General features: G+C 50.0%; 17 protein-coding genes. 3 read left to right on the top strand and 14 right to left on the bottom strand.

Features of this window, described 5'->3' with window-relative positions; translation table 11 throughout:
* On the top strand, positions 1-702 hold the full coding sequence (locus UTO39_RS06310) for a response regulator transcription factor (protein WP_061097175.1): 702 nt from the start codon (positions 1-3) through the stop codon (positions 700-702).
* Here UTO39_RS06310 and UTO39_RS06315 read toward each other — a convergent pair.
* The 6 genes from UTO39_RS06315 to UTO39_RS06340 all read right to left on the bottom strand — a co-directional run bounded on the left by UTO39_RS06315 (position 671) and on the right by UTO39_RS06340 (position 10063).
* A complete protein-coding gene (locus tag UTO39_RS06315) occupies positions 671-2977 on the bottom strand; it encodes an ATP-binding protein (RefSeq protein WP_320726745.1) in 2307 nt (768 codons plus the stop codon). The two genes, UTO39_RS06310 and UTO39_RS06315, sit on opposite strands and share 32 nt — an antisense overlap.
* Positions 2978-3075: 98 nt before the next feature.
* Positions 3076-5370, bottom strand: a complete 2295-nt coding sequence (locus UTO39_RS06320) for an ATP-binding protein (RefSeq protein ID WP_320726746.1) — start codon at positions 5368-5370, stop codon at positions 3076-3078.
* A gap of 162 nt (positions 5371-5532) precedes the next feature.
* Positions 5533-6243 (bottom strand): response regulator transcription factor, encoded by a 711-nt coding sequence (locus UTO39_RS06325; RefSeq protein ID WP_320726747.1) that lies wholly within the window; start codon positions 6241-6243, stop codon positions 5533-5535.
* A 71-nt stretch (positions 6244-6314) separates the two neighbouring features.
* The gene (locus tag UTO39_RS06330; RefSeq protein ID WP_320726748.1) at positions 6315-8615 is read right to left on the bottom strand and encodes a CS1-pili formation C-terminal domain-containing protein; all 2301 of its coding nucleotides are present in this window, start codon (positions 8613-8615) and stop codon (positions 6315-6317) included.
* A 210-nt stretch (positions 8616-8825) separates the two neighbouring features.
* Positions 8826-9308 carry a CS1 type fimbrial major subunit gene (locus tag UTO39_RS06335; RefSeq protein WP_061097171.1) on the bottom strand — a complete coding sequence of 161 codons (483 nt, stop codon included), beginning with the start codon at positions 9306-9308 and terminating at the stop codon, positions 8826-8828.
* Between the two features lie 26 nt (positions 9309-9334).
* Positions 9335-10063 carry a hypothetical protein gene (locus tag UTO39_RS06340; protein ID WP_320726749.1) on the bottom strand — a complete coding sequence of 243 codons (729 nt, stop codon included), beginning with the start codon at positions 10061-10063 and terminating at the stop codon, positions 9335-9337.
* A 331-nt stretch (positions 10064-10394) separates the two neighbouring features.
* Between UTO39_RS06340 and UTO39_RS06345 the strand changes: the two genes are divergently transcribed.
* Positions 10395-11627, top strand: coding sequence for a hypothetical protein (locus UTO39_RS06345; protein ID WP_154643295.1), 1233 nt, complete (start codon positions 10395-10397; stop codon positions 11625-11627).
* Positions 11628-11638: 11 nt separating this feature from the next.
* On the top strand, positions 11639-12661 hold the full coding sequence (locus tag UTO39_RS06350; RefSeq protein ID WP_320726750.1) for a hypothetical protein: 1023 nt from the start codon (positions 11639-11641) through the stop codon (positions 12659-12661).
* A gap of 36 nt (positions 12662-12697) precedes the next feature.
* Here the strand turns inward: UTO39_RS06350 and UTO39_RS06355 are convergent, their stop codons facing one another.
* From UTO39_RS06355 to UTO39_RS06390, 8 genes are all read right to left on the bottom strand, one after another.
* Complete coding sequence (locus UTO39_RS06355) at positions 12698-13204, bottom strand: fimbrial protein (protein ID WP_320726751.1); 507 nt, start codon at positions 13202-13204, stop codon at positions 12698-12700.
* Between the two features lie 8 nt (positions 13205-13212).
* On the bottom strand, positions 13213-13722 hold the full coding sequence (locus UTO39_RS06360) for a fimbrial protein (RefSeq protein ID WP_320726752.1): 510 nt from the start codon (positions 13720-13722) through the stop codon (positions 13213-13215).
* Positions 13715-14218: a fimbrial protein gene (locus UTO39_RS06365; RefSeq protein ID WP_320726753.1), complete on the bottom strand. Its 504-nt coding sequence runs from the start codon at positions 14216-14218 to the stop codon at positions 13715-13717. Before UTO39_RS06365 ends, UTO39_RS06360 begins: the two co-directional genes overlap by 8 nt.
* Before the next feature lie 68 nt (positions 14219-14286).
* A complete protein-coding gene (locus tag UTO39_RS06370; RefSeq protein ID WP_061097164.1) occupies positions 14287-14760 on the bottom strand; it encodes a fimbrial protein in 474 nt (157 codons plus the stop codon).
* Positions 14761-14800: 40 nt separating this feature from the next.
* Positions 14801-15334, bottom strand: coding sequence for a fimbrial protein (locus UTO39_RS06375; protein ID WP_320726754.1), 534 nt, complete (start codon positions 15332-15334; stop codon positions 14801-14803).
* A gap of 20 nt (positions 15335-15354) precedes the next feature.
* Positions 15355-15867: a fimbrial protein gene (locus tag UTO39_RS06380; RefSeq protein ID WP_320726755.1), complete on the bottom strand. Its 513-nt coding sequence runs from the start codon at positions 15865-15867 to the stop codon at positions 15355-15357.
* 26 nt (positions 15868-15893) lie between these two features.
* Complete coding sequence (locus tag UTO39_RS06385; RefSeq protein ID WP_320726756.1) at positions 15894-16652, bottom strand: fimbria/pilus periplasmic chaperone; 759 nt, start codon at positions 16650-16652, stop codon at positions 15894-15896.
* A 44-nt stretch (positions 16653-16696) separates the two neighbouring features.
* Positions 16697-19207, bottom strand: a complete 2511-nt coding sequence (locus tag UTO39_RS06390; protein ID WP_320726757.1) for an outer membrane usher protein — start codon at positions 19205-19207, stop codon at positions 16697-16699.
* Between the last annotated feature and the right edge of the window lie 3 nt (positions 19208-19210).

Raw genomic sequence — 19210 nt, forward strand, 5'->3', positions numbered from 1 at the left:
ATGAAGGATTTCGCAAAAAAAAATATCTCCATTACCTTGCTGGACGATCACTTTTTAGTCTTACGTGGATTACGCGATGTGTTAACCGAAAATCCAGCATTCAACGTAACGGGCACGTTCACCACAAGCGACGAGTTTTTCAATCATCTAAAATCCACACCTTGCCATGTTGCAATCGTGGACTATGAGCTGGCTCCATCGGATGTGGATGGGTTAAATCTCATCAAAACCCTTCACCGCCGCCATCCCAATATCGCCATTTTGGTGGTATCTGCACACTACAATCCTGCCACAGTCGCGCTTTCTCTTCGCAGCGGAGCAAAGGGATTTATCGGTAAAAACCGTCCATTTGAGGAGCTGAGTAAAGCGATAACCGAGTTGACGGCCGGGCGAATCTATCTTGAACCTGAAATGACCCAACGTCTTGCTGAACAGCAGCACCACGGAGAAGTGCTCATCAATGGCAACCTGAGCACCGACAATATTAAGCACGCGGTGTCGTTAAAAATGCTCTCGCCCAAGGAGCAGGAGGTCATTCGCTGCTTCCTGACCGGTATGACGGTTACCGACATTGCCGAAAAATTTTCCCGAAGCCTTAAAACGGTCAGTGGTCAGAAGCAAAGTGCAATGCGTAAGCTGGGCCTGAAAGCTGACCATGAGCTGTTTATCATTAAAGATGAGTTGCTGAAAGGTGGCGCTTAAGCTGTTCAATCCAGCGCTCGCCCTCCGTCACTGAAGGAATATTATCCTCGCGCATTTGTTGCTCAAATGCCGCGGCGCACTCAGCCAGCGCATGTTGTGCATAGACCTTCGCTGCGCCGTGTAAACGGTGAATGTGATGTAGCATCCAGCGAGCATCCTGCTGTTTTAGCGCCTCGGCGAAGCCCGCAATGTCCTGTAAAAGCCAGGAGGCAACCTCACCCTCCGGCCTTACATCTACAACCTCTGTCGACATGGTGCCAGCCGTCTGGCACCAGCGCATGAGCATTGAAGACAGACACGAGAGCCGCAAAGGTTTGGTCAGCAAGGCCTGCATACCACTGTTCAGACATTTCTGCTGATGCGCTGAGCCACTCAGGGCAGAAATTGCCACAATCGGCGTTCTCTCAAGACCCTGAGCGCTTTCAAAGGCACGTATCCGCCGCGCGACTTCATAACCATCGATATCCGGAAGGTTGCAGTCAAGCAAGATGACATCGTAATAATTTTCCTCAGCAAGCAACGCCAAAGCTTCCATGCCCTCTCCGGCAATATCATAGTGACAGTTAAGCGCCCCCAGCTGTGCTGCCATCATCGCCTGGTTAGCGGGGTGATCTTCTACAATCAGAACGCTGGTGCCTTTTACGAATTCTCGCACGGTGGCAGATTCGCTAACATCTTCAACGGATACGTCACAGAAAATAACCGGCAGTTCAACGATAAAAGTCGCCCCTTCTCCCGGTCTGCTGGTGCAACTTAATCGCCCCCCCGCTAATTTCACCAGTTCTTTGCAGATATACAATCCCAGGCCGCTGCCGCTGTACGAGCGCGCGGCTGAAGAATCTGCCTGCGTCCAGGCGTCAAAGAGCGTCAGCTGGGCCTCAAGCGGAATGCCAATGCCCGTGTCGCAGACGGTAAAACGTAATCCTTCCGTATTGTCATAAGGTTCTGCAGAAACGAGGAGCGTGACGCTGCCTGCTTCGGTGAACTTAATGGCGTTCGACAACAAGTTACTTATTACCTGACGTAAGCGATGTGCATCACCCACTATCCACTGCCGCTCAAGCGTCGTATCCAGCGTCACATTCAGCGATAATCTCTTTTGAGCTGCCAGGGGACGATGCACTGCCACCAGATCGTCTACCAGTTTTTTCAGTGAAAAGCCTTGCCTGTTCAGGACAAGCTGACTGTGCGACAGCTTGCTATGGTCGAGAATGTCGTTCAGCAAGTTCATTAAATGCGTTGATGAGCTGTGCGCAAGGGCGAGATACTCATTGCGCTGTGAAGGGGTGCCGGGCAGCCGTAGTAGCTCCAGGGCCGCAATCATCGCATTCATCGGGGTGCGGATTTCATGGCTCATCACTGCCAGAAACTGACTCATGCGCGCCTCGCTGGCGACAGCACGTTTGCGGTGCCATAGCGCGCGCCACAGCGCCCATGCGAGACCGAGCAGAAGCAGAGCAATGAGCGAAAGTTCCAGCTGGTAAAGGCCGAAAATCATGCCTGCAGTCATCTTTCCAATTTTGAGATCGCCAATCCACTGGCTGAACATGGCGTCTGTTCGGCTTGCTGGCATCTCGCCCAGCGCTTTATCGATAATGGTTTTCAGCAAAGGCAATTCGGGCAGCGTCCCCATGTGCAGGCCCGCCACTAGCGAGGGGAGTTGTCCGGAGACCACCAGCTTACTGCCCAAACTGCGGTAAAGCAGCGGACGAATGATGAGATCGGCACCGATGGCAACATCGGCTTCCCCTTCCCTTACGCTTCGCAACAGAGCAGGCATATCCTCCTGAGGAAAAAGATGAATCTCAGGATGGAAGCGGCGTAGCCAGCGCTCATAGTCACTGTCCTTACGAACCGCTACCCGTTTACCGCGCAGATGCTCAAGAGTACGTAAATTACTGGCATCATCTCGTGCGATCATCAGTGCATTCGTGGTGATCCAGCGCTGGCTGAAAAGCCATTTTGCACGTTCTGTGTCTGTCATCAGGGACGGTGCGAGATTGGTAACCAGCGCGGCCTTCCGGGGCTCTTCGGCCAGCTTAAAACGCAGCCCGGTCATCTTCTCAATCTGGTCGAGATACGCGCGGCTCAGGCCGAAGTGCCTGCCCCGATCGCTATAATCAAGCGGCCACTCCTGCTGCACGCTATAGCTAATCACGGGGTTTGCCACCATCCAGGCATGCTCTTCCTCACTGAACAGCGATGTGGCCCGAGCGCTGGTACTCAGGAGGGACAACGCCATTACAATTAATAAAGTTGCAATACGGGAGGGCATAACCATTTTCTCACTTTGCTACCACAGATGTTCGTGTAAATGAGTAGCAATTGAACAGAAAATGTTCTCACCCTAACTACGAGAGCACTCTTAAATCATTAGTCTTTAACAGGATTTAGGGGCGAACAAAGCGCCCATAATTGCTGACGCCACTGTTCAGGACGCCACTGCTCAGGGGGCAATTCGGCTCGCAAACTTTTTTCAATTGATTCAGCATATTCCGCCAGAGCGTGCAGCTGGTACATCAGCGCCACGCCTTTTATACGATGAATATGATGTATCATATGACGAGTTTGCTGCCGCTCGCTTGCCGCATAAAAATCCTGCACATCCTCCTGCAATGACTGCCAGACATCTTCCGAGAGCTGGAGGGGTATTTCATCTCTCACCGCTCTTATATCAGCAGGCTGAAACCACTTTTGTAACTGAGCGGCGAGTTCACCTAACCGGATCGGTTTTGTCAGTACCGCATCCATCCCGCTTTCACGGCAGCGGGCGAGATGGTTGGCAGACTGCAGAGCAGAAATGGCGATAATGATTGATGGGTCACGCTGCTGCTGCTGTTCTAACAGCCTGACTTTTCGCGACACGGCATATCCGTCCATTCCCGGAAGCCCGCAATCCAGCAGAATGACATCGTAATAATTCTCTTCCTCTAACAGCGCAAGTGCACTTTCTCCGTCTTCAGCCAGCTCGTAATGGCAAGCTAAAAGAGTAAGCTGCTCAGCCAGTAATTGTCTGTTCGCAAAATGATCTTCCACCACAAGCACTGCACACTTTCCGGCGAAATCGGGTAATGCCTGCAAATGAGAGCTACTGCCCCCCTCAACGGCTGAAACTGTCTGCAGTGGCAGAGTTATTGTTACCGTTGTGCCTTTTCCTGGAGCGCTTTCTAGCTGAATCGTCCCCTGCATCTGTGTCACCAGGGAGCGGCTGATGTATAAGCCAAGGCCGCTGCCACCCGCCTGAGGCTCTCCCTGTTGCCACGCCTGCATCAACTTTTTCTGCAGCGCTGGCGGAACGCCTGTTCCACTATCCTCGACGCAAATACGGAACTGCTGTTCTTCATCACTGACTCGCAACTTTACGCTGCCGCTGTGAGTAAATTTGATGGCATTAGAAATGATATTATTGACTACCTGCCGCAGACGATGCGGATCGGAAAGGATCCATTGGAACGGTTCGCTACGGACATCCTCAAAGATTAGCGATAATCCTTTACGCTCGGCGGCAGGCCGCTGGCTGTCGATAACGGCCTCCAGAAGCGCGCCTGGATCAACAGGCTCAAGGGCAAGCGCCAGACTATTCTGGTTGCTTTTCTCATGGTCGAGTACGCTGTTCAGCAGTTCCATTAGTTCCTGCGAAGAGGCATAGGCGAGGTCGGCATACTTCTGACGCTTATCGCCACTGCTTTGCTGTAACAACTCCAGCGAAGCAATAATGGCATTCATCGGCGTACGCACTTCATGACTCATTACGGCGAGGAACTGGCTTTTATACTGCTCGCTTCGGATAGCACGACGTCGTGAAACCCAGGCGAACCGCATGGCAATAAGTAACAGCACGATCAGGACACCAATCACTATCAACGGGTACCGATATTGCCATAACACAAAAAGCAAAGTCGGCGTTCCGATATCCACCACGCTGACCCAATGCGCAAATAAACGTTCAGCATCACGCGCGGTGATATTCGCCATGACGCTGTTGAGAATGTCCCGCAGTTCAGGATAAGCAGGGTCAATGCCCATATTCACGCCGCTGACCATTTCCGGAATCTGCGCTACGATGCCGAGATGATTAATATAGTGGCGCTGCAAAATGGGCAACACCACCAAACCTGAAGCAATAGCGGCCACGTTCTCACCCGACTGAACAGATTTTAATGCGCTAACCACATCGGGTTTGACGCTTAGCCGTATGGCAGGATAGTGCTGCCGGATCCACTGTGCGTATTCACCGTCTGCCGAGACGGCTATCCTTTTGCCCTGCATCTGGCTGAGCGTGCGCACCTGAACCTGATCTTTTGTGGACACGATAATGGGCATGGTATTAATCCATGGAAAGGTCAGAAGCCACCGCTTACGCTGTTCATCGCTCAGTAAATTGGCAGTAACAGCGCTGTCCATCATTGGCTTTTGCTCGCCGGTTTGCCCGGGAGGAACATAGATAAAGGTGATGCCGGTGCGCCGCGTGACTTCATCCAGCACTTCCCGGCTTAGCCCGGTATGCTTACCGTCACGCACGGATTCCTGAGGCCAGAGGTTTTTGACGGTGTAGAACACGCGCGGATGGGCATCGATCCAGGCTTGCTGCTGGGATGAAAATTGCTGTTTCGCCATGCACGGTAAGGATACCGCCACCAGCACAATCAGGAACCACCAACGTAGCATTCGCTATCCTTCACAGACCTGGACGTCATCTCCTACTGTATAGAATTTTAAGCAAGTAAAGTAGAGCGAGTAAAAGAATTGCCGGATTTGCGTTTATTTAAGGCCAGCAGCAGCCTGCAAAAGGCAACGCTAATGAACAGTTTTTCTGTTTATTGTAGCGACTTATGGCAACGGCACACTGGAGCCATTTAGCGCGTTATGATGTTGCAAAAAACTCCGGTCCGAACTGAAACCCAGTTTGCGCATTGCCGTCTGCTTCTGACCACTGATGGTTTTTATGCTGCGTTTAAACTTATCGGCGATTTCTGAAACGCTCATACCGTCGATGAAGCATTGAATCACCTCCTGCTCTCTCGGTGACAAAAGTGAAAAGTCCAGCGACGGCTGTTTAGCACTGTTACCAAAAGGCGGCAGATGGTGCGTGAGCTCGGTATTGAACAGCTGGGTCAATTCCAGCGCCATCTCAGGCATAAGATGAATTTGTCCGCTCGCGACATTGCCGACTGCACGGGCTAACTCCTCCGTATGCATGCTTTTACTGATAAATCCTTTGGCGCCTGCATGCAAAGCCAGCAGCACGGTAGCGCTGTTGTAAATGGCAGAAATCACAAGGACTGCCAGCGTCGGATACTGCGTCTGGAGTAAACGCAGCAGGCTGATGCCATCCATATCGTCGGGTGCGAGGGCAAAATCCATCACCAGAACGTCTGCGTCTAAGCTTGCCAGCTCTGCCAATAAGTCACTGCTATGAACATAGCGGCCAACGACCTGGAAGTCATTCGGCTTATTCAGTAGTGCGTACATGCCATGAAGGGCGATCGCCTGGTCATCAATAATGACGATTCGGGTACGATTGAGGGGATTATTACCCATGGTGACGGGTTCCTTTTATTAATGAATTTTAATCCCCAGGTCACGTTACTGGCCTGGGGATTAAATGCATATCAGCTTTTTGTATTACGTTTGCAGCTAAAATCGCCAATCATTAGCGTATCGTTCTCACGTTTATAATCCTTGAGGTCGAATTTAACCGTGCAGAGCTCTTTATCGCGAGCATGAACGACCACCTCAGGCGTGTGTTCGTGCATATCCATGATGAAAAAGCCGTCATTCTCTGTGATACCCTGGCCGGCATGATTAACCAGTTTCGCGCCGGAGAGCGGCGTCCCGTTGTGATCCAGTACGCGACCAATTAACGTTAGCGTTTTCATCACGCGTACTTTGCTGTGCGCGACACCACCTTTATTCAGGTGATAAGGCAGTTCCGCGGGCCAAATTTTCAGCGGCGGCGCATCGCGACCGTCGAAATCAATTTGCAGCTGGCCCGGTTTATATGCCGTGGTCGGAATAAAGTTACGTCCGGCTCGCAGCGTACTGCTACCTCCCTGGCTGTCCCGGGTTTTCAGGCGCACATCAGGATCGTCACTCTCCACATCAACGATAATGCCGGTTTTATTGCCATACGCATCCGGGCTATGGCTCACTGAAACCTTCCCTCCCCCCACGGCCAGGGTATTGTTCATGTTAAGGCCGCCGCTGAAAGCCTGTCCTTGCGAAGAATGATTGGCGTACGCGGTGCCGCTGGCGTAGAGACCTTCAAATCGGGTGTAAAGATTGGTGCTGACGCCGAACTTATCGCCGGTGACGCCTGCGCTCACGTCTTTAAACACGCTCTCTTCAAAACTCTGGCTGACGCTGGCCGACGCAAACAGATCGCGCCCGCCTTTGTTGTCGTTACGACTCCCTAAACTGGCGCTGACGCTCCGGTTTTCGCCACCCAATGCCAATGAGAGGTTAAGGCTGGCGCCACGATTACGCTTCTGAGCACCTTGCATGTATGGACGGTCGTAGGCGTTCAGACTTAACGTGACCGGCGTATCTTTTATTTTCATGCGCGTGCGCCAGGTCGCATCCACACCGACGCCATTCTCGCGACTGTAATGCGTGCCGCGCAGCGAAAGTGAATCGCCATTGCCGAGCCGCTGATTGATCGTTGCGCTGCTATTTTGCTGACGACCAGGTGAATTACGGCTCTTACTTTCCTGATACCAGCTCTGATTGTGGTTAAACATCAGGCTTGTTTGCTGGCCCAGCCTCCAGTTTAATTGCGTGTCGTAGCGCGATCCCCAACGATCGCTGCTTCCTGCGCTGCCGTATAATTGAATATTTTCCGCGGCCTGCACATCCGCAGATACGCCATATTGCTTGCCCTCTGCAGCATGTTGTGCAGCGGCGCCCAGTACCACTTTTGGGTGCGCCATATAGTTGACGCTGGCCCCAAGAGCGGGCTCGCCTTCATTATTTTTATAGCGGCTATTGCCGAGCTGCTGCTCCATGCCGGCATACGCTGAGTATTGCCAGCGCTTATTTGGATTGCGCCAGTTCGACGGCTTATAAATAGTTTCAGTGCTGCGGCTAATCTCTTTACCCGCTTCAACAATGCGCACTTCTACATCATAAATGCCGCCAGGCAGAACGGTGGTGTCGAGCTGCTGTAATCCTGGTGCAACCGGCTGACTATTAATCAGAACGCCGTCGCGAAAAATTTCAGCGACAGAGTCCCGATTCGCCGTAACCATGACCGGGTAAAGGCTGGCCTGCCCGGTTTGGATCAACAGCGTGTCGGATGATGCCAGCATGGCCCCCGCCACCGTTTGCACGCTGCTGCCACCCGGCATGTTCGGCTGGCGCAAAATACCCTGGCTATCCGGCTGGAACAGACCCGCTCGTAAGACCTGATCCGGGTATTCCCGCTGAACAAACAATGAGCTCACACGTGCTTCCGTTTGGCTGTTTTCGATATCGCTCCGGCTCAGCTGACCCGCGGCAATCCCCGTCCAGTTACCGAGGCTGCTTTCCAGGTTCAGGTTCTGTGAACCCGACCACGGCTGCTGTTCACCACCGATTAAATTCAGCTGATTACGCAAAATCAGCCCGCTGCTGCCACCTTCCGGCAGCGCAACATGGCGTTGCTCGCCTTGTACCGCGAGAGCCTCCGTTGTGGCAATCGATAGCGTGGTATTTACAAGGTTATAGTAAAGACTGACTAACCCCTGCGGGCACTGCTTATCACAGCTTCCCAGAGAAACGGGTTTACTCAGCGCCTGCGCCCAGCGGCTGCGCGTGGCAGGTGGAAACTGACTCTCGTTTGACTGGATGAAGTTAATAAGCTGTACCGTTTTTTCCGTCGATAACAAAATCATGGCGTCACCCAGGTATTGACCATCGAGTTCAATACGAGTCATCAAAGGCGCATTAAAGAAATGAGAGCTAAAATCTTCAGGCAGATTTTCTGTCTGAGAGATCAAGTCTTCCATTGGCAACGCCGCGGCCTGCAGAGACATCAGCGTAAATGCGATAACCGTTGCGAGGCGAGTTTTTGAAGATAACGTCATGAGTTTGTCCGCTAAAAAAGGACGCCTGCGCGTCCTTTAATGTGTCAGGAAGGTAACGGATTAAGGCAATTCAAAATCAAACATCATTTTGACTGCGCCGTTATAATCACCCGGCGCGTAAGTTGGCGTGCCGGTTGGCGTAACGGTTAACGGCAGTGACTGCGTCGTATTTGTAGAGGCGTTGATAATTTCAACCGCGCTTGTTGCTCCCACCGGCAGAGCAAGGTTGTTAATTGAAACCGTCAGCGGGATCGTTTGGGTGCCATTTGATAAGGCGGCAGCGGAATCCAGATGCGCGGTAATTTTGCCAACGTTATTTTTGGCCAGCAGGGTGGTGCTCACATCCTCCAGCTTTTCGTTTACGTTGTCCCATGCCATTGTTTGTGTCGTGGTACCAAAGGCGGGATCCTGAAACTCAACAAAATATTGTTGAGCAGGAATGTTAGCCTCCAGCTGAAACTGCAGTTCCGTTTGGTCATCTGCGATCGCGGCGGAGCTAGTGGCGAGCAGTGCAGCGAAAATAGTTTTATTTGAATATTTCATTTAAATATCTCATGTTAAATTAATGGTCATCCGAATGTTTTCGGCGTTTTCTTACGTCCTTCCAGCAAGGTAAATTGCCAGATTTTTTTCATTTCTTTCCGGAGTTGATGCTGCTTCCCGGGCAAGAGAATAATGGATGCGCTTTCCGAACAACTATTTCCGGCGCACTGTTTAATATTGTCCAGCACTACGGTGCTATTACCGTTATTACGAATAGTGATGCTACTTCCTTCACTCTGAATGGTAGTGTTAAATATTGAGTTTTTTGGCCGCACTACCGCTATAGTGCCAAAGCCGGTGAGGACATTGACGCCCGCATTCAGTTTTTTACTGTAATCGTCAAAATCTTTTTTAGTTTGTCCAAACTCATACTGATCCTTAGGCATAACCGGGATAAAACGCACACGGTAATAACGCTCTTTATCCCTGTTGCCCGTAACGATAAAACGCGCCGGCTGCATGTTTTTTGCAGGCACAATCATTCTGGCTGGCGTCACGATCAGACCATCGGCATTGGTATTTGATATTGCACTGGCATCAAAGCGCTTCTCATTTTTTTGCCCATTGGCGCTCCAGGTAATTTCACTGACTTCTGTTTTAATAAAGGCGGTATTGTCACCGTTATTCATGATTCTTTTCAGAAGCGTGCTCTTATCACTTTCAATAAATTCATACATCTGACCAACAGAGATCTGCGGTATAGCAGTTGCCGTAAAGCTCACGGCCATTAATGCTGTCGCTAACAGTTTTTTCACAATGGTAGTCCTCTTTTCATCAGCACCGCCACTAAACTGTTATCCTTGTCTGGCAGCACTTAATTAACGAAGCGAAGTATCTGGTTTTACTGCCTCTAAGAAATATGAGAGCACTCTCGAATTTCTCAATAACAAAAAATAACCATTCAAAATCAACAAGATGCAATAAATTCTCTTTTCTTTAAATTTCATTTCCACTATAAGCTCGATTTATTTTGTTTGATTTTTTTCTGGTTTGAGAGTGCTCTTGTATCCAAATTAAGACGATTTAAGACATCATTTGCAGATGATTTTTGACGTTACACATTGATGTTGTTCAGCGTGAGGTAAAATGAAATACATCTTTATATTGTTATCCTGTGTATCTCTTACACTTATCTTTCTACCGTCAGGCTATGCTGCGGAAGTTGTTGTCAATGCAGAATTTAAACCGTCCGCCGCAAATCCTGATGTGGTAGATTTTACAAATATCACGCCATCAACAGGATTTTGCGTTGGCGATCGTGCCAAAACCTGCCCTGAGGGCACGTTTTCAATCGACACGGGGATTGAGGTCGAGAATAAAATATTAAGAGGTACCGGTGGTATTTTGCGGGAACAAACATTTCAGAAAGTAAAATCCAACTGGCAATACGTTACTCTGACTGATGCTGAAACGGGCAAGACCATCATTTTACAGTTTCGCATTACCTTATTAGGCCAACGATTTTACCACCGCGATAAAGGACTTTTAAATAAATTGAACGGCGCTGGTGCACTTCCCGGTGGTGGGTGCACCGGGACGCAAGGATGGGCGCTTAGTGACGGTTCCTCATACCGTTTCGCATGGCTTCATCCAGACAGGGCTTCTTCAACATGTAACCGTGCGCCGGTATCATCGCTTGATCTAGATAATGTGAATATCGATGAAGTCTCGATTGGCTATGAATTAAGAAGTATCGCCAGCCCATTAACATTACCTAACGGCAATTACAGTGGCGGATTCCAGTATACAGTGGGAAAAGACAAGGATATTGATCTTGGGGAAGGAACCTATAACGATACCTACCTACAGGTTTATATCAATGCTGAAATCAAGCATGATTTTAAGGCCAGCATTCAGGGTTCTAACAGTATTGAATTAATCCCGCCAGGAGGATGGCGTTCATGGAGTAACAGCAGTAAGCCGCAGTTTCGACTGGAAGGTACGGGACAGATCCTGATGACGGCATCCTCACCTGTCAGCATTACGGCATATTGCACGCATGAGCAGCTGAAGAGCTGTGCCCTTAAACGTGAAGGAGGGGATGAAACCGTTGCCGTTGATATCAACTTCTCAATGCCTGGAGTGCATGAACGTGACACAGGGGAATCCGTTACCCGAGTGGCTATACCTATTACCACACCAGCCACGCCGGGCGTGATTATTGAGCCGGATAATTATCTTAATAATGTCACTGGCCAGGTGCATTTTACCGTTAATGAAGTCGAAAGCCTTAAAATGGCATCGCACCCGGGCTCGACCTGGAAGGGCTCTGCGACGCTGGTATTTGACGTTGATATCCCCTTTTTACCGGATCCCTGAACGAGAGCGTGATGAACATTGAGCATTCCTTCTCCGCCTGTAGTAACAATAAAAAATTATTGCTGCTTCTGATCCGTCAGTCGAAGCTGAGCTATACCTCCTGCTGCGCCTGCTGCCAGTCAGCGCTCAATGCATGGCACAACAATAATGTGGCGGGTGGAATTGCGTGTATCGACGATCTGCCCGATGCCGCCAGCGTCGAATTGCTGATGAAGAACCTGAAAAACCTGCGCTACGCAATGACAGCGGCGCCACGACAGGCAGGAGGCAGCATCATTCTGGTCTGTCAGCAGCTCTCCAGTATTACGCAGCAAAGCGCCATTCATCTTCAGCCCGCGATGTTATCGGAGGTGCAGCGTAACTGGATCATGCATGCCTTAAAACCGCGCCTGAAGCAACAGCAGCAGTCTGCTGAACTGCTGCGACGCTTACTCAACCCGGCTCCGCTGATTGCACGCATTCGCTATTGGCGCACGGTTGATTCAAACCAGGTCCTGGCGTGTGAACCTGAGCCTCACGATGCCACAATCTCATTTCTACGCCTCAATGAAAGCGGGCTGGAGATGCTTGCAAGCTTTCGCCTGCTGCAGGAGATGGTGCAACAGCAAATTCACGCGATTGCACCACTGTCTCTAACAGTCAGTCTTGCCTGGCTCTCCCATGCCAGCTTACCCGAGCTGCTGTACCGGACGCTCTCCTTCTCACAGCAACCGGTACAGCTGGTACTGAACATTGACAGCGGCAACAGCGATACGCTGACAGAACAGGTCCTTACCAATATTCGCGAGCTAAAACAGCAGGGTCTGCGTTTTGTTATGAGTACGCAAGGACGCTGCGATCGCTATTTACGCCTGAAAATGCTCTGTGATGGCGTGCGCTATGATATGGCGACACTCTTGGCCTCAAGCGATGCACAAGCCGAGCTTAAAATGCATCAGCGAGAAGGGAAGTTTATACAAATTGACGGTATCACTTCACCGGAGCAATCGCAGCTGGCTGGCGAACTGGGCGGTGAGCAATTGCTCAGTTATTAACGCAGGAATAGATGCATGAGCCGAATAGCTCAGCACTTAGTCGTGCATAATATGCACCGTGGCATTGGTATTAATGGTCAGAGGCTTCAGGTTGTTCTGATTTACCCATCGTACCGGCGTAACGGTTAAGTCAGGAACGCTATTTTTGTCGAATGAGTACCATTGGTTAACCGGCATGATGCTGTGTGCTGAAGCATCATCGAAGCGAAACCCAAAACCGTCTTGTGCAGATTTCAGTACATTACTGTCTTGCTCTGCGGCATCACCGCTGACCATGATCTTAAGCTGATCTTTTTTTGCTCCCTGACAATCTAAGCCTAAGGCTATTTTTCTTGTATTTTTATCACTGCCAACCGTTGAAGGGCTGATCTCATCGGTGAATATTCTTCCAAATGAAACCTCAATCGTGTTGCTTGTGACAACACAAGGCGGGGGATAAAAAACCTTACCAGATAAGGTCATCGCCACACTATTGGTATCCTGAGCAGCATGTGCGGGTAAAAATCCGCTATAAACGATGAGGGCAACAAGATGAACTCGCATAAACAACCTTAATCAACTGTCAGACGAAATGTCGCACTGGCAGTAAACTTGCCAGGCTGTAAGGCCACTGAGGGGTCTTTTAGCAATACCGCTTCGTATTTAGGCGCCGAATTGAGATCGACGACGTGCGCCTCGTTCATCCTTACCCGGTTATCATCAAGATTTACTTTTATGGCTAGCCCCGCTAGGTTGGTCGCGATAGCATTCTCATCAAAAGTAGAAATCGCGCCGGGAACAATTGTTATTTTCCCGGTGTAATTATTTGCCGCACAATTGAATGTCATGGCAATATCCTTTTTTTGTAAATCCCCCGCAATGGACGTTGTCAGTATGTCATCACCAAAACTCACTGAAATTGGATTTCCTGAATTGACCGTGCAAGGCGTCTCTAACACCGTAAAATTGACCGTGATCGTAAGGTCATCAGCATAAGCAGCCTTTAGCGATAATAAAGTAAATACGCAGACCGCTGCCGTTTTTTTTACCATCGCGAAGTCGTTTAGAAGAGTCTTATTCATGTTTGATTTCAAGCGTTATAGTGGCAGAGAAATTACCCGGTTCTATCACTGCGGTGGAATAGTGTCTCGTCCTGGCATAAAAAGTTGGCACATCGTTTTTGTTAAACGAATACCATGATCCAATTCTAAGTTGTGCATCATCCTGATTGTAAATTCCTATACCTAAACCACTAATACCGGTTTCAAACCACTGCCAGACATTGCCGGACATGCCGCGTCCCGTGACGCGATAAGCAAGTTGATCTTTTTTTGCGCCAGCACAATTTAACGTTAAAGGGATATCTTTGCGCTGGGTATTAGCATTTGTAGTCAGCATATCGTCGAACGTAACATTAACCTCTGATGAAACATTACATGGCGGCGGATAATGCAGTTTACCTGTAATGCTGACTTCAACCTCGTTCGCATCCGATGCTAGCACCATAGAACTTAAACTCAACAAGGCGACGAAGAGGGTAAAGCGCTGCTTTTTATTTTGAATAATTGTGCTATTCATCTTCCCACCTGAATATTTTTAAAATGCAATCATCGAGCATCTTATATAGTCTGTTTTATTTGAACACATTACTGATAATCCACTTCCAGCGTGGCCGTAGCGGTAAACTGACCGGGGGTTAAAACGCGTCCTGGCCTTACTATGGGTACAGCAGAAAGTTTAGGTGGTGTAGCGGTAAAATTAAGCCATTCACCATTCGCCAGCTTGTTCCCGCTCTGACGAATTTCAATGGCTAAATCACCATGCGTGGTGTTAAGTACCTCGCTATCGAATTCGGCCCCTTCTCCAACAAAACGTAATTTTAAGGCATTTACCGCAGCGGCACTGCAATCAAGGGTTTCCAGCACTTGTTCATATCTGACGCCGTCAACCGCATTGTGATGTAAATTGTCGCCAAAATCGACCTCGATCGTATCACTACTGAACTTACACGGGACTGGATAGGCCAGTTCTCCGGTGATATTGAGTACCAGATCATTGCTGTTTGCCTGTGAAGTAGCAGAGGCTATCGCCAATAGCCAGATACTGGATAATATTCTCATGAATCGCATTCACTCTTTTTGTAATTCTGATCTAACGCTATTACTGATAGCCAATCTCGAGCGTAGCAATTGCAGTAAATGCCCCGGGAATCGGTTTCCGATCAACTGGCACAGCTTTGAAGTGGAAAGCGCCAACTCGTATTTCTGGAACACTATCCTTATCAAAGTTGTAGGTTTTTCTGATGTTAACCCGTCCATTATCGTCCTCATCCGTATTACTTTCATCAATAAAAGTCACGCCAAGATTATCAATGGATGTTTTAATAACATACTGCTGGTCACCCGCCATTCCTTCCCCCCTGATGGCGTAGGTAAGCTGGTTTTTTCCGGCAGAAGCGCAGTTAAATGAAACGGGTAAGTTTATAAATGATGCACTCGTTGAATCAAAAATAACGTCTCCCAGCTCAACATTAACCACGCTGCTTATCGTGCAAGGCGGTGGATAGAATAAAGTACCCGAAAAAGTCACTTCAACTTCTGAAGACTGTGCCGTTGAAGCAGGTAAATTCAGCCCGGCAATAAAAGAAATAAAAGCCAGTTGGCGCATGGTAAGCTTTGATTTTTTACGTAACATTACGCCTCCTGCCTCCTGCGTTAGTTATGCTGAATTTTTAATGTCGCCGTCGCGGTGATATCGCGTGGTTCCAGTTCTGCGGTACCAATTTTTACCGGGACGAGCCACAGTTTTGGAACGGTTGTCTTTGTAAAATTAAAATCGGTATTAATATTCAAATCGACGGGCGTAGTTGCTCCCGTTTTAAAGCGAATGCCCAGTCGGTCATAGCTTGTTTTCAGCAACCCTGCCGGCACACCCGTTCCCGTTGCAGCATCGCCCGCAAACGATAGTTTAAGCGAGTCCTTTTTCGCTGCTGTACAGGTAATGGTCACCCCAATCTCTTTGATATATTCAGTGCCATCAACTTTAGAGGTCGTCATATCACCAAGCGGAACCGTAATATTTTCACTGCTGACAACGCAGGGAGGTGGGTAAAAAAGCCTGCCGGTAATATTAATGGTGACTTCGTTTTTATCTATGTCTGCAGCCTGTGCCGATACGCCACAGCAGAGTGATATCAGCAATGCTGATGTCATCATTTTCATCTTCATAAGTAATCCCGATTTGCTGGCAGCGCTTATTTACTGGCGCCTTTATCCACTTTGCAGCTGGAACCCGAACATTGATACACCAGTTCCGGCTGTGCACCGTAGTCATTGATATACGTTAGCACCGGTGTTGCCCCCAAACTGGATGCCGGAACGCTGAGCTTTTCGCTACCGTTTGGTGCAATCATCACGGCCTGGAAACCTTTAACGCTTTCTCCCCCTTTTTTATTGCTGGCACCAATAATGGTGATGTAATACGGCGTTGGGTTGTTGAGTAGATAGCTATCACCGGTTTTGCTCATCGTGAGTTTTTCCTGCCACGGCGCATTGCTTTGATTAGCGGCCGCGGAGGCTAACGGCGTCGGGCGATAGAAAAGCTTGATGCGCGTTTGCAAGGCAATTTGCAGCACGTTACCTTTATCTGCTTTCGGCGGAATTTCGCGCAGGTTAAAATAAAAAAGCGTTTCACGATCCTGCGGCAGCTGTGCGGCACCGGGCATTGCCTGAACTTTGACCTGCCCTTTGCCATTAGGCTCAACGCGCTGAACCGGCGGCAGGACCATCAATGGCGCGTTACCGGTGAGCTTGGTCCCCTCCTCCGATTCGAGCCACGCCTGCGCCAGATAAGGCAATTTCGGGTTTTGATTGCTGATGCTGAGGCTGATCGATTTCTCATTACCCGGATAAACCACGCGGGTACGATCGAGTGCAACCGCAGCATTCAGTACAGGAGAAAGAGTCGCCAGTAACGAGCCGGTTAACACGCTGGCTATAAAACGTTTTTTCATGCTTGTTCATTCCACAACATTGTCAGCGTAACGCCAACAGACTATTAATTTGGTTCCGGCTTGCGTTCGCAAGGCAGGAGCAGCTCAGAGCTCATATCCGCAGGCAGCACAGCAGGGAGGGTAATAACGCACTTCACGGCGCCGCCCCAGCGTACCGACATGATTCCACCCGCCTGGATGCCGCTTAAATAAGCGTGTCCATCATCACTCACAATTCCCGTTTCTTGCTGCTTGCTGTTCAGCACCGTGGCGCCAAAGGGTGGTACGCTGCCATCAGCAAGGCGAATAAACGCCATGGCTTTATCTCCTGACACAACTTCAAAACTGCGATAACCGATTGCGCCTTCGGTCAAAGTGGCCTGTGACACACTGCGCAGGGCTTCCGCGTGATCGGGCAGTTTTGCCACATCAATACTGACGCTGCTGCGCGAATAGTCGTTCATGCTGCCCACCACTGCCTTACCAAAGTAGTTGGTATAGGTACTGCGTCCTGAATCAGCGATGGGAATACCCGATACGCCGTGCGTATCAATTAACATACGCGTCCCCCCCAACGAGCTAATGCGGTGCAGGGCTGCGCCCTGGGGTGTGACGGTCGCGCCCCCCTGCACTGACACGCCGTATGATTCATATTGACCTTCAACCCAGCTGCCGGTCGCCGTCACATCCGCAATCGATCCGTTATAACCATAAAAGCCGTTGACTTCGTTTCGCCGCTGCGATTTGCCAAAACCAATTTGATAGCTTTGGTTATCGCCGGGACGATCGTAATAACTCACATTGTTGCGCTGCTCGCGTCGGGTATACGCGCCGTTATAGCTGAGACGCGACCGCTCGCCCAGCGGCATGGAGAGCGTTAAATACATGCCTTCATCGTTATCATTCCTGTATTTATTACGAAATCCCGTCAGCGAGAGATTCACGTTACGGAAGCGCCAAAAATCAAAACCTCGCGACATCGTCAGCGTATAGCTGTCGCTTTCCGGGCGATCCCAGTAGGTCTGGTGGTTGTAATTGAGATTGGCCGTCAACCCCAGCGGCTCGATATACTGGTTGAAACTGAGCGTATACATCTCTTTATTACGACCATAACGAGACCACTCGCCCTGAAGACGCGCCGCCAGATAATCGTTCATGTTGGCAAAGTCTTGTTCCGAGAAGCGATAGCCCGCAAACGTTATCTGGCTGTTCGTGCTGTCAAAGCGTTTCGAGTAGCTCAGACGGTACGAACGCCCACGCAGCAACGCCCGGTCGGCCAGGCGCATCCGTGACTCTGTGATATCGCCAGAAAGGGCACCAAACATCATTAAGTCACGGCCTACGCCCAGCGACAGCGCCTGATATTGACTGTCGCCCAGCAGTCCGCCATACAGCGACCAGCCGTTGCTGACGCCCCATGCGAACTCGCCGCCGGCAAAGAGTGAACCGTTCAAACGGTGTTCCCAGTCAGAGGGTTGTCCCACCGTCACTTTGTAACGCACCAGGCCGGGTCGCGTCAGATAGGGAATAGTCGCCGTGTCAACCTGCAGGCGCTGCTCGTTGCCGTCCTGCTCTTCAATCAGCACGTCTAACGTCCCGTTTACCGCACTGCTCAAGTCCTGAATGCGAAAGGGGCCAGCGGCAACCTGTACTTCTTTAATTAAGCGCCCTTGTTGCGAAATCACTACGCGCGCGTTGGTGCGTGCCACCCCTGTGACCTCTGGCGCATAACCGCGCAGGTTGGGTGGCAGCATGGCGTCATCCGTTGCCACATTCACGCCGGTATAGCGAAAACTGTCAAACATGGCGGAGTTGAGATAGTTCTCGCCTATCGTCAGTCTCGCCCCCATCTCACCCAGCGTGCGATAGGCATAAATACGACTCCACTGCCAGGGTTGCTCAGTCCCGGTCTGGTGTGGGGTTTTCTCATGACGCGCTTGCCAGTCGCCGCGCAAACGCCATGCGCCGACATTGACGCCTGCGGTCCCATTCGCTGACAGATAATGCGAGGCACCGGCGCTTTTCTGTTTTTGTGTCTGCACATTGACGTTGTAATCAAATAGCGCGCCTGAAATACCGTTTTCCCAGCGTACGGGTGGATCCCAGTCCGGATGGCTATATTCCAGATAAGCCTGCGGCACGCTGACATATAATGTCGCGCTGGAGAGATCGGTACGGATTTCCATGCCGGGCAAACTGGCTGTCGATAAACACTGACCGTCGTGCCACCAGGTTAAATCGCGTAATGCACTCTTCTTTAATCCCAATTGCTTAATAATATTCGTAGTTAAACAAGCCTCACTGCCGTTGGGATCGTCATCTGGCACAATAAAATCTATATTTTGTTCTGATAATTTCTGTTCATTAAGCTGTATGGCGAGGCTATACATGCCCGGCAAAATATATCCCTTACGGGAAAACTGACTTAAGTCATAATTCTCGCGATCTTTCACATCCAGAATATCAGTATTGAACTGGATCTCCTCAGCATGGACCGAACCTATTGATCCAGCCAGCACAGCCGCCAGCGCCTTACGGCAGTAAATATTCATCGCTGAACGACGAAAAATACGCATGGG

It is taken from the genome of Enterobacter sp. 118C5, from assembly GCF_034107645.1.
Classification (GTDB): Bacteria; Pseudomonadota; Gammaproteobacteria; order Enterobacterales; family Enterobacteriaceae; genus Enterobacter; species Enterobacter nematophilus.

Coding starts and splice junctions, on each gene's coding strand:
- UTO39_RS06310 (WP_061097175.1), top strand. CDS start 1: ATGAAGGATTTCGCAAAAAAAAATATCTCCATTACCTTGCTGGACGAT.
- UTO39_RS06315 (WP_320726745.1), bottom strand. CDS start 2,977: ATGCCCTCCCGTATTGCAACTTTATTAATTGTAATGGCGTTGTCCCTC.
- UTO39_RS06320 (WP_320726746.1), bottom strand. CDS start 5,370: ATGCTACGTTGGTGGTTCCTGATTGTGCTGGTGGCGGTATCCTTACCG.
- UTO39_RS06325 (WP_320726747.1), bottom strand. CDS start 6,243: ATGGGTAATAATCCCCTCAATCGTACCCGAATCGTCATTATTGATGAC.
- UTO39_RS06330 (WP_320726748.1), bottom strand. CDS start 8,615: ATGACTCGTATTGAACTCGATGGTCAATACCTGGGTGACGCCATGATT.
- UTO39_RS06335 (WP_061097171.1), bottom strand. CDS start 9,308: ATGAAATATTCAAATAAAACTATTTTCGCTGCACTGCTCGCCACTAGC.
- UTO39_RS06345 (WP_154643295.1), top strand. CDS start 10,395: ATGAAATACATCTTTATATTGTTATCCTGTGTATCTCTTACACTTATC.
- UTO39_RS06350 (WP_320726750.1), top strand. CDS start 11,639: ATGAACATTGAGCATTCCTTCTCCGCCTGTAGTAACAATAAAAAATTA.
- UTO39_RS06355 (WP_320726751.1), bottom strand. CDS start 13,204: ATGCGAGTTCATCTTGTTGCCCTCATCGTTTATAGCGGATTTTTACCC.
- UTO39_RS06360 (WP_320726752.1), bottom strand. CDS start 13,722: ATGAATAAGACTCTTCTAAACGACTTCGCGATGGTAAAAAAAACGGCA.
- UTO39_RS06365 (WP_320726753.1), bottom strand. CDS start 14,218: ATGAATAGCACAATTATTCAAAATAAAAAGCAGCGCTTTACCCTCTTC.
- UTO39_RS06370 (WP_061097164.1), bottom strand. CDS start 14,760: ATGAGAATATTATCCAGTATCTGGCTATTGGCGATAGCCTCTGCTACT.
- UTO39_RS06375 (WP_320726754.1), bottom strand. CDS start 15,334: ATGTTACGTAAAAAATCAAAGCTTACCATGCGCCAACTGGCTTTTATT.
- UTO39_RS06380 (WP_320726755.1), bottom strand. CDS start 15,867: ATGAAGATGAAAATGATGACATCAGCATTGCTGATATCACTCTGCTGT.
- UTO39_RS06385 (WP_320726756.1), bottom strand. CDS start 16,652: ATGAAAAAACGTTTTATAGCCAGCGTGTTAACCGGCTCGTTACTGGCG.
- UTO39_RS06390 (WP_320726757.1), bottom strand. CDS start 19,207: ATGCGTATTTTTCGTCGTTCAGCGATGAATATTTACTGCCGTAAGGCG.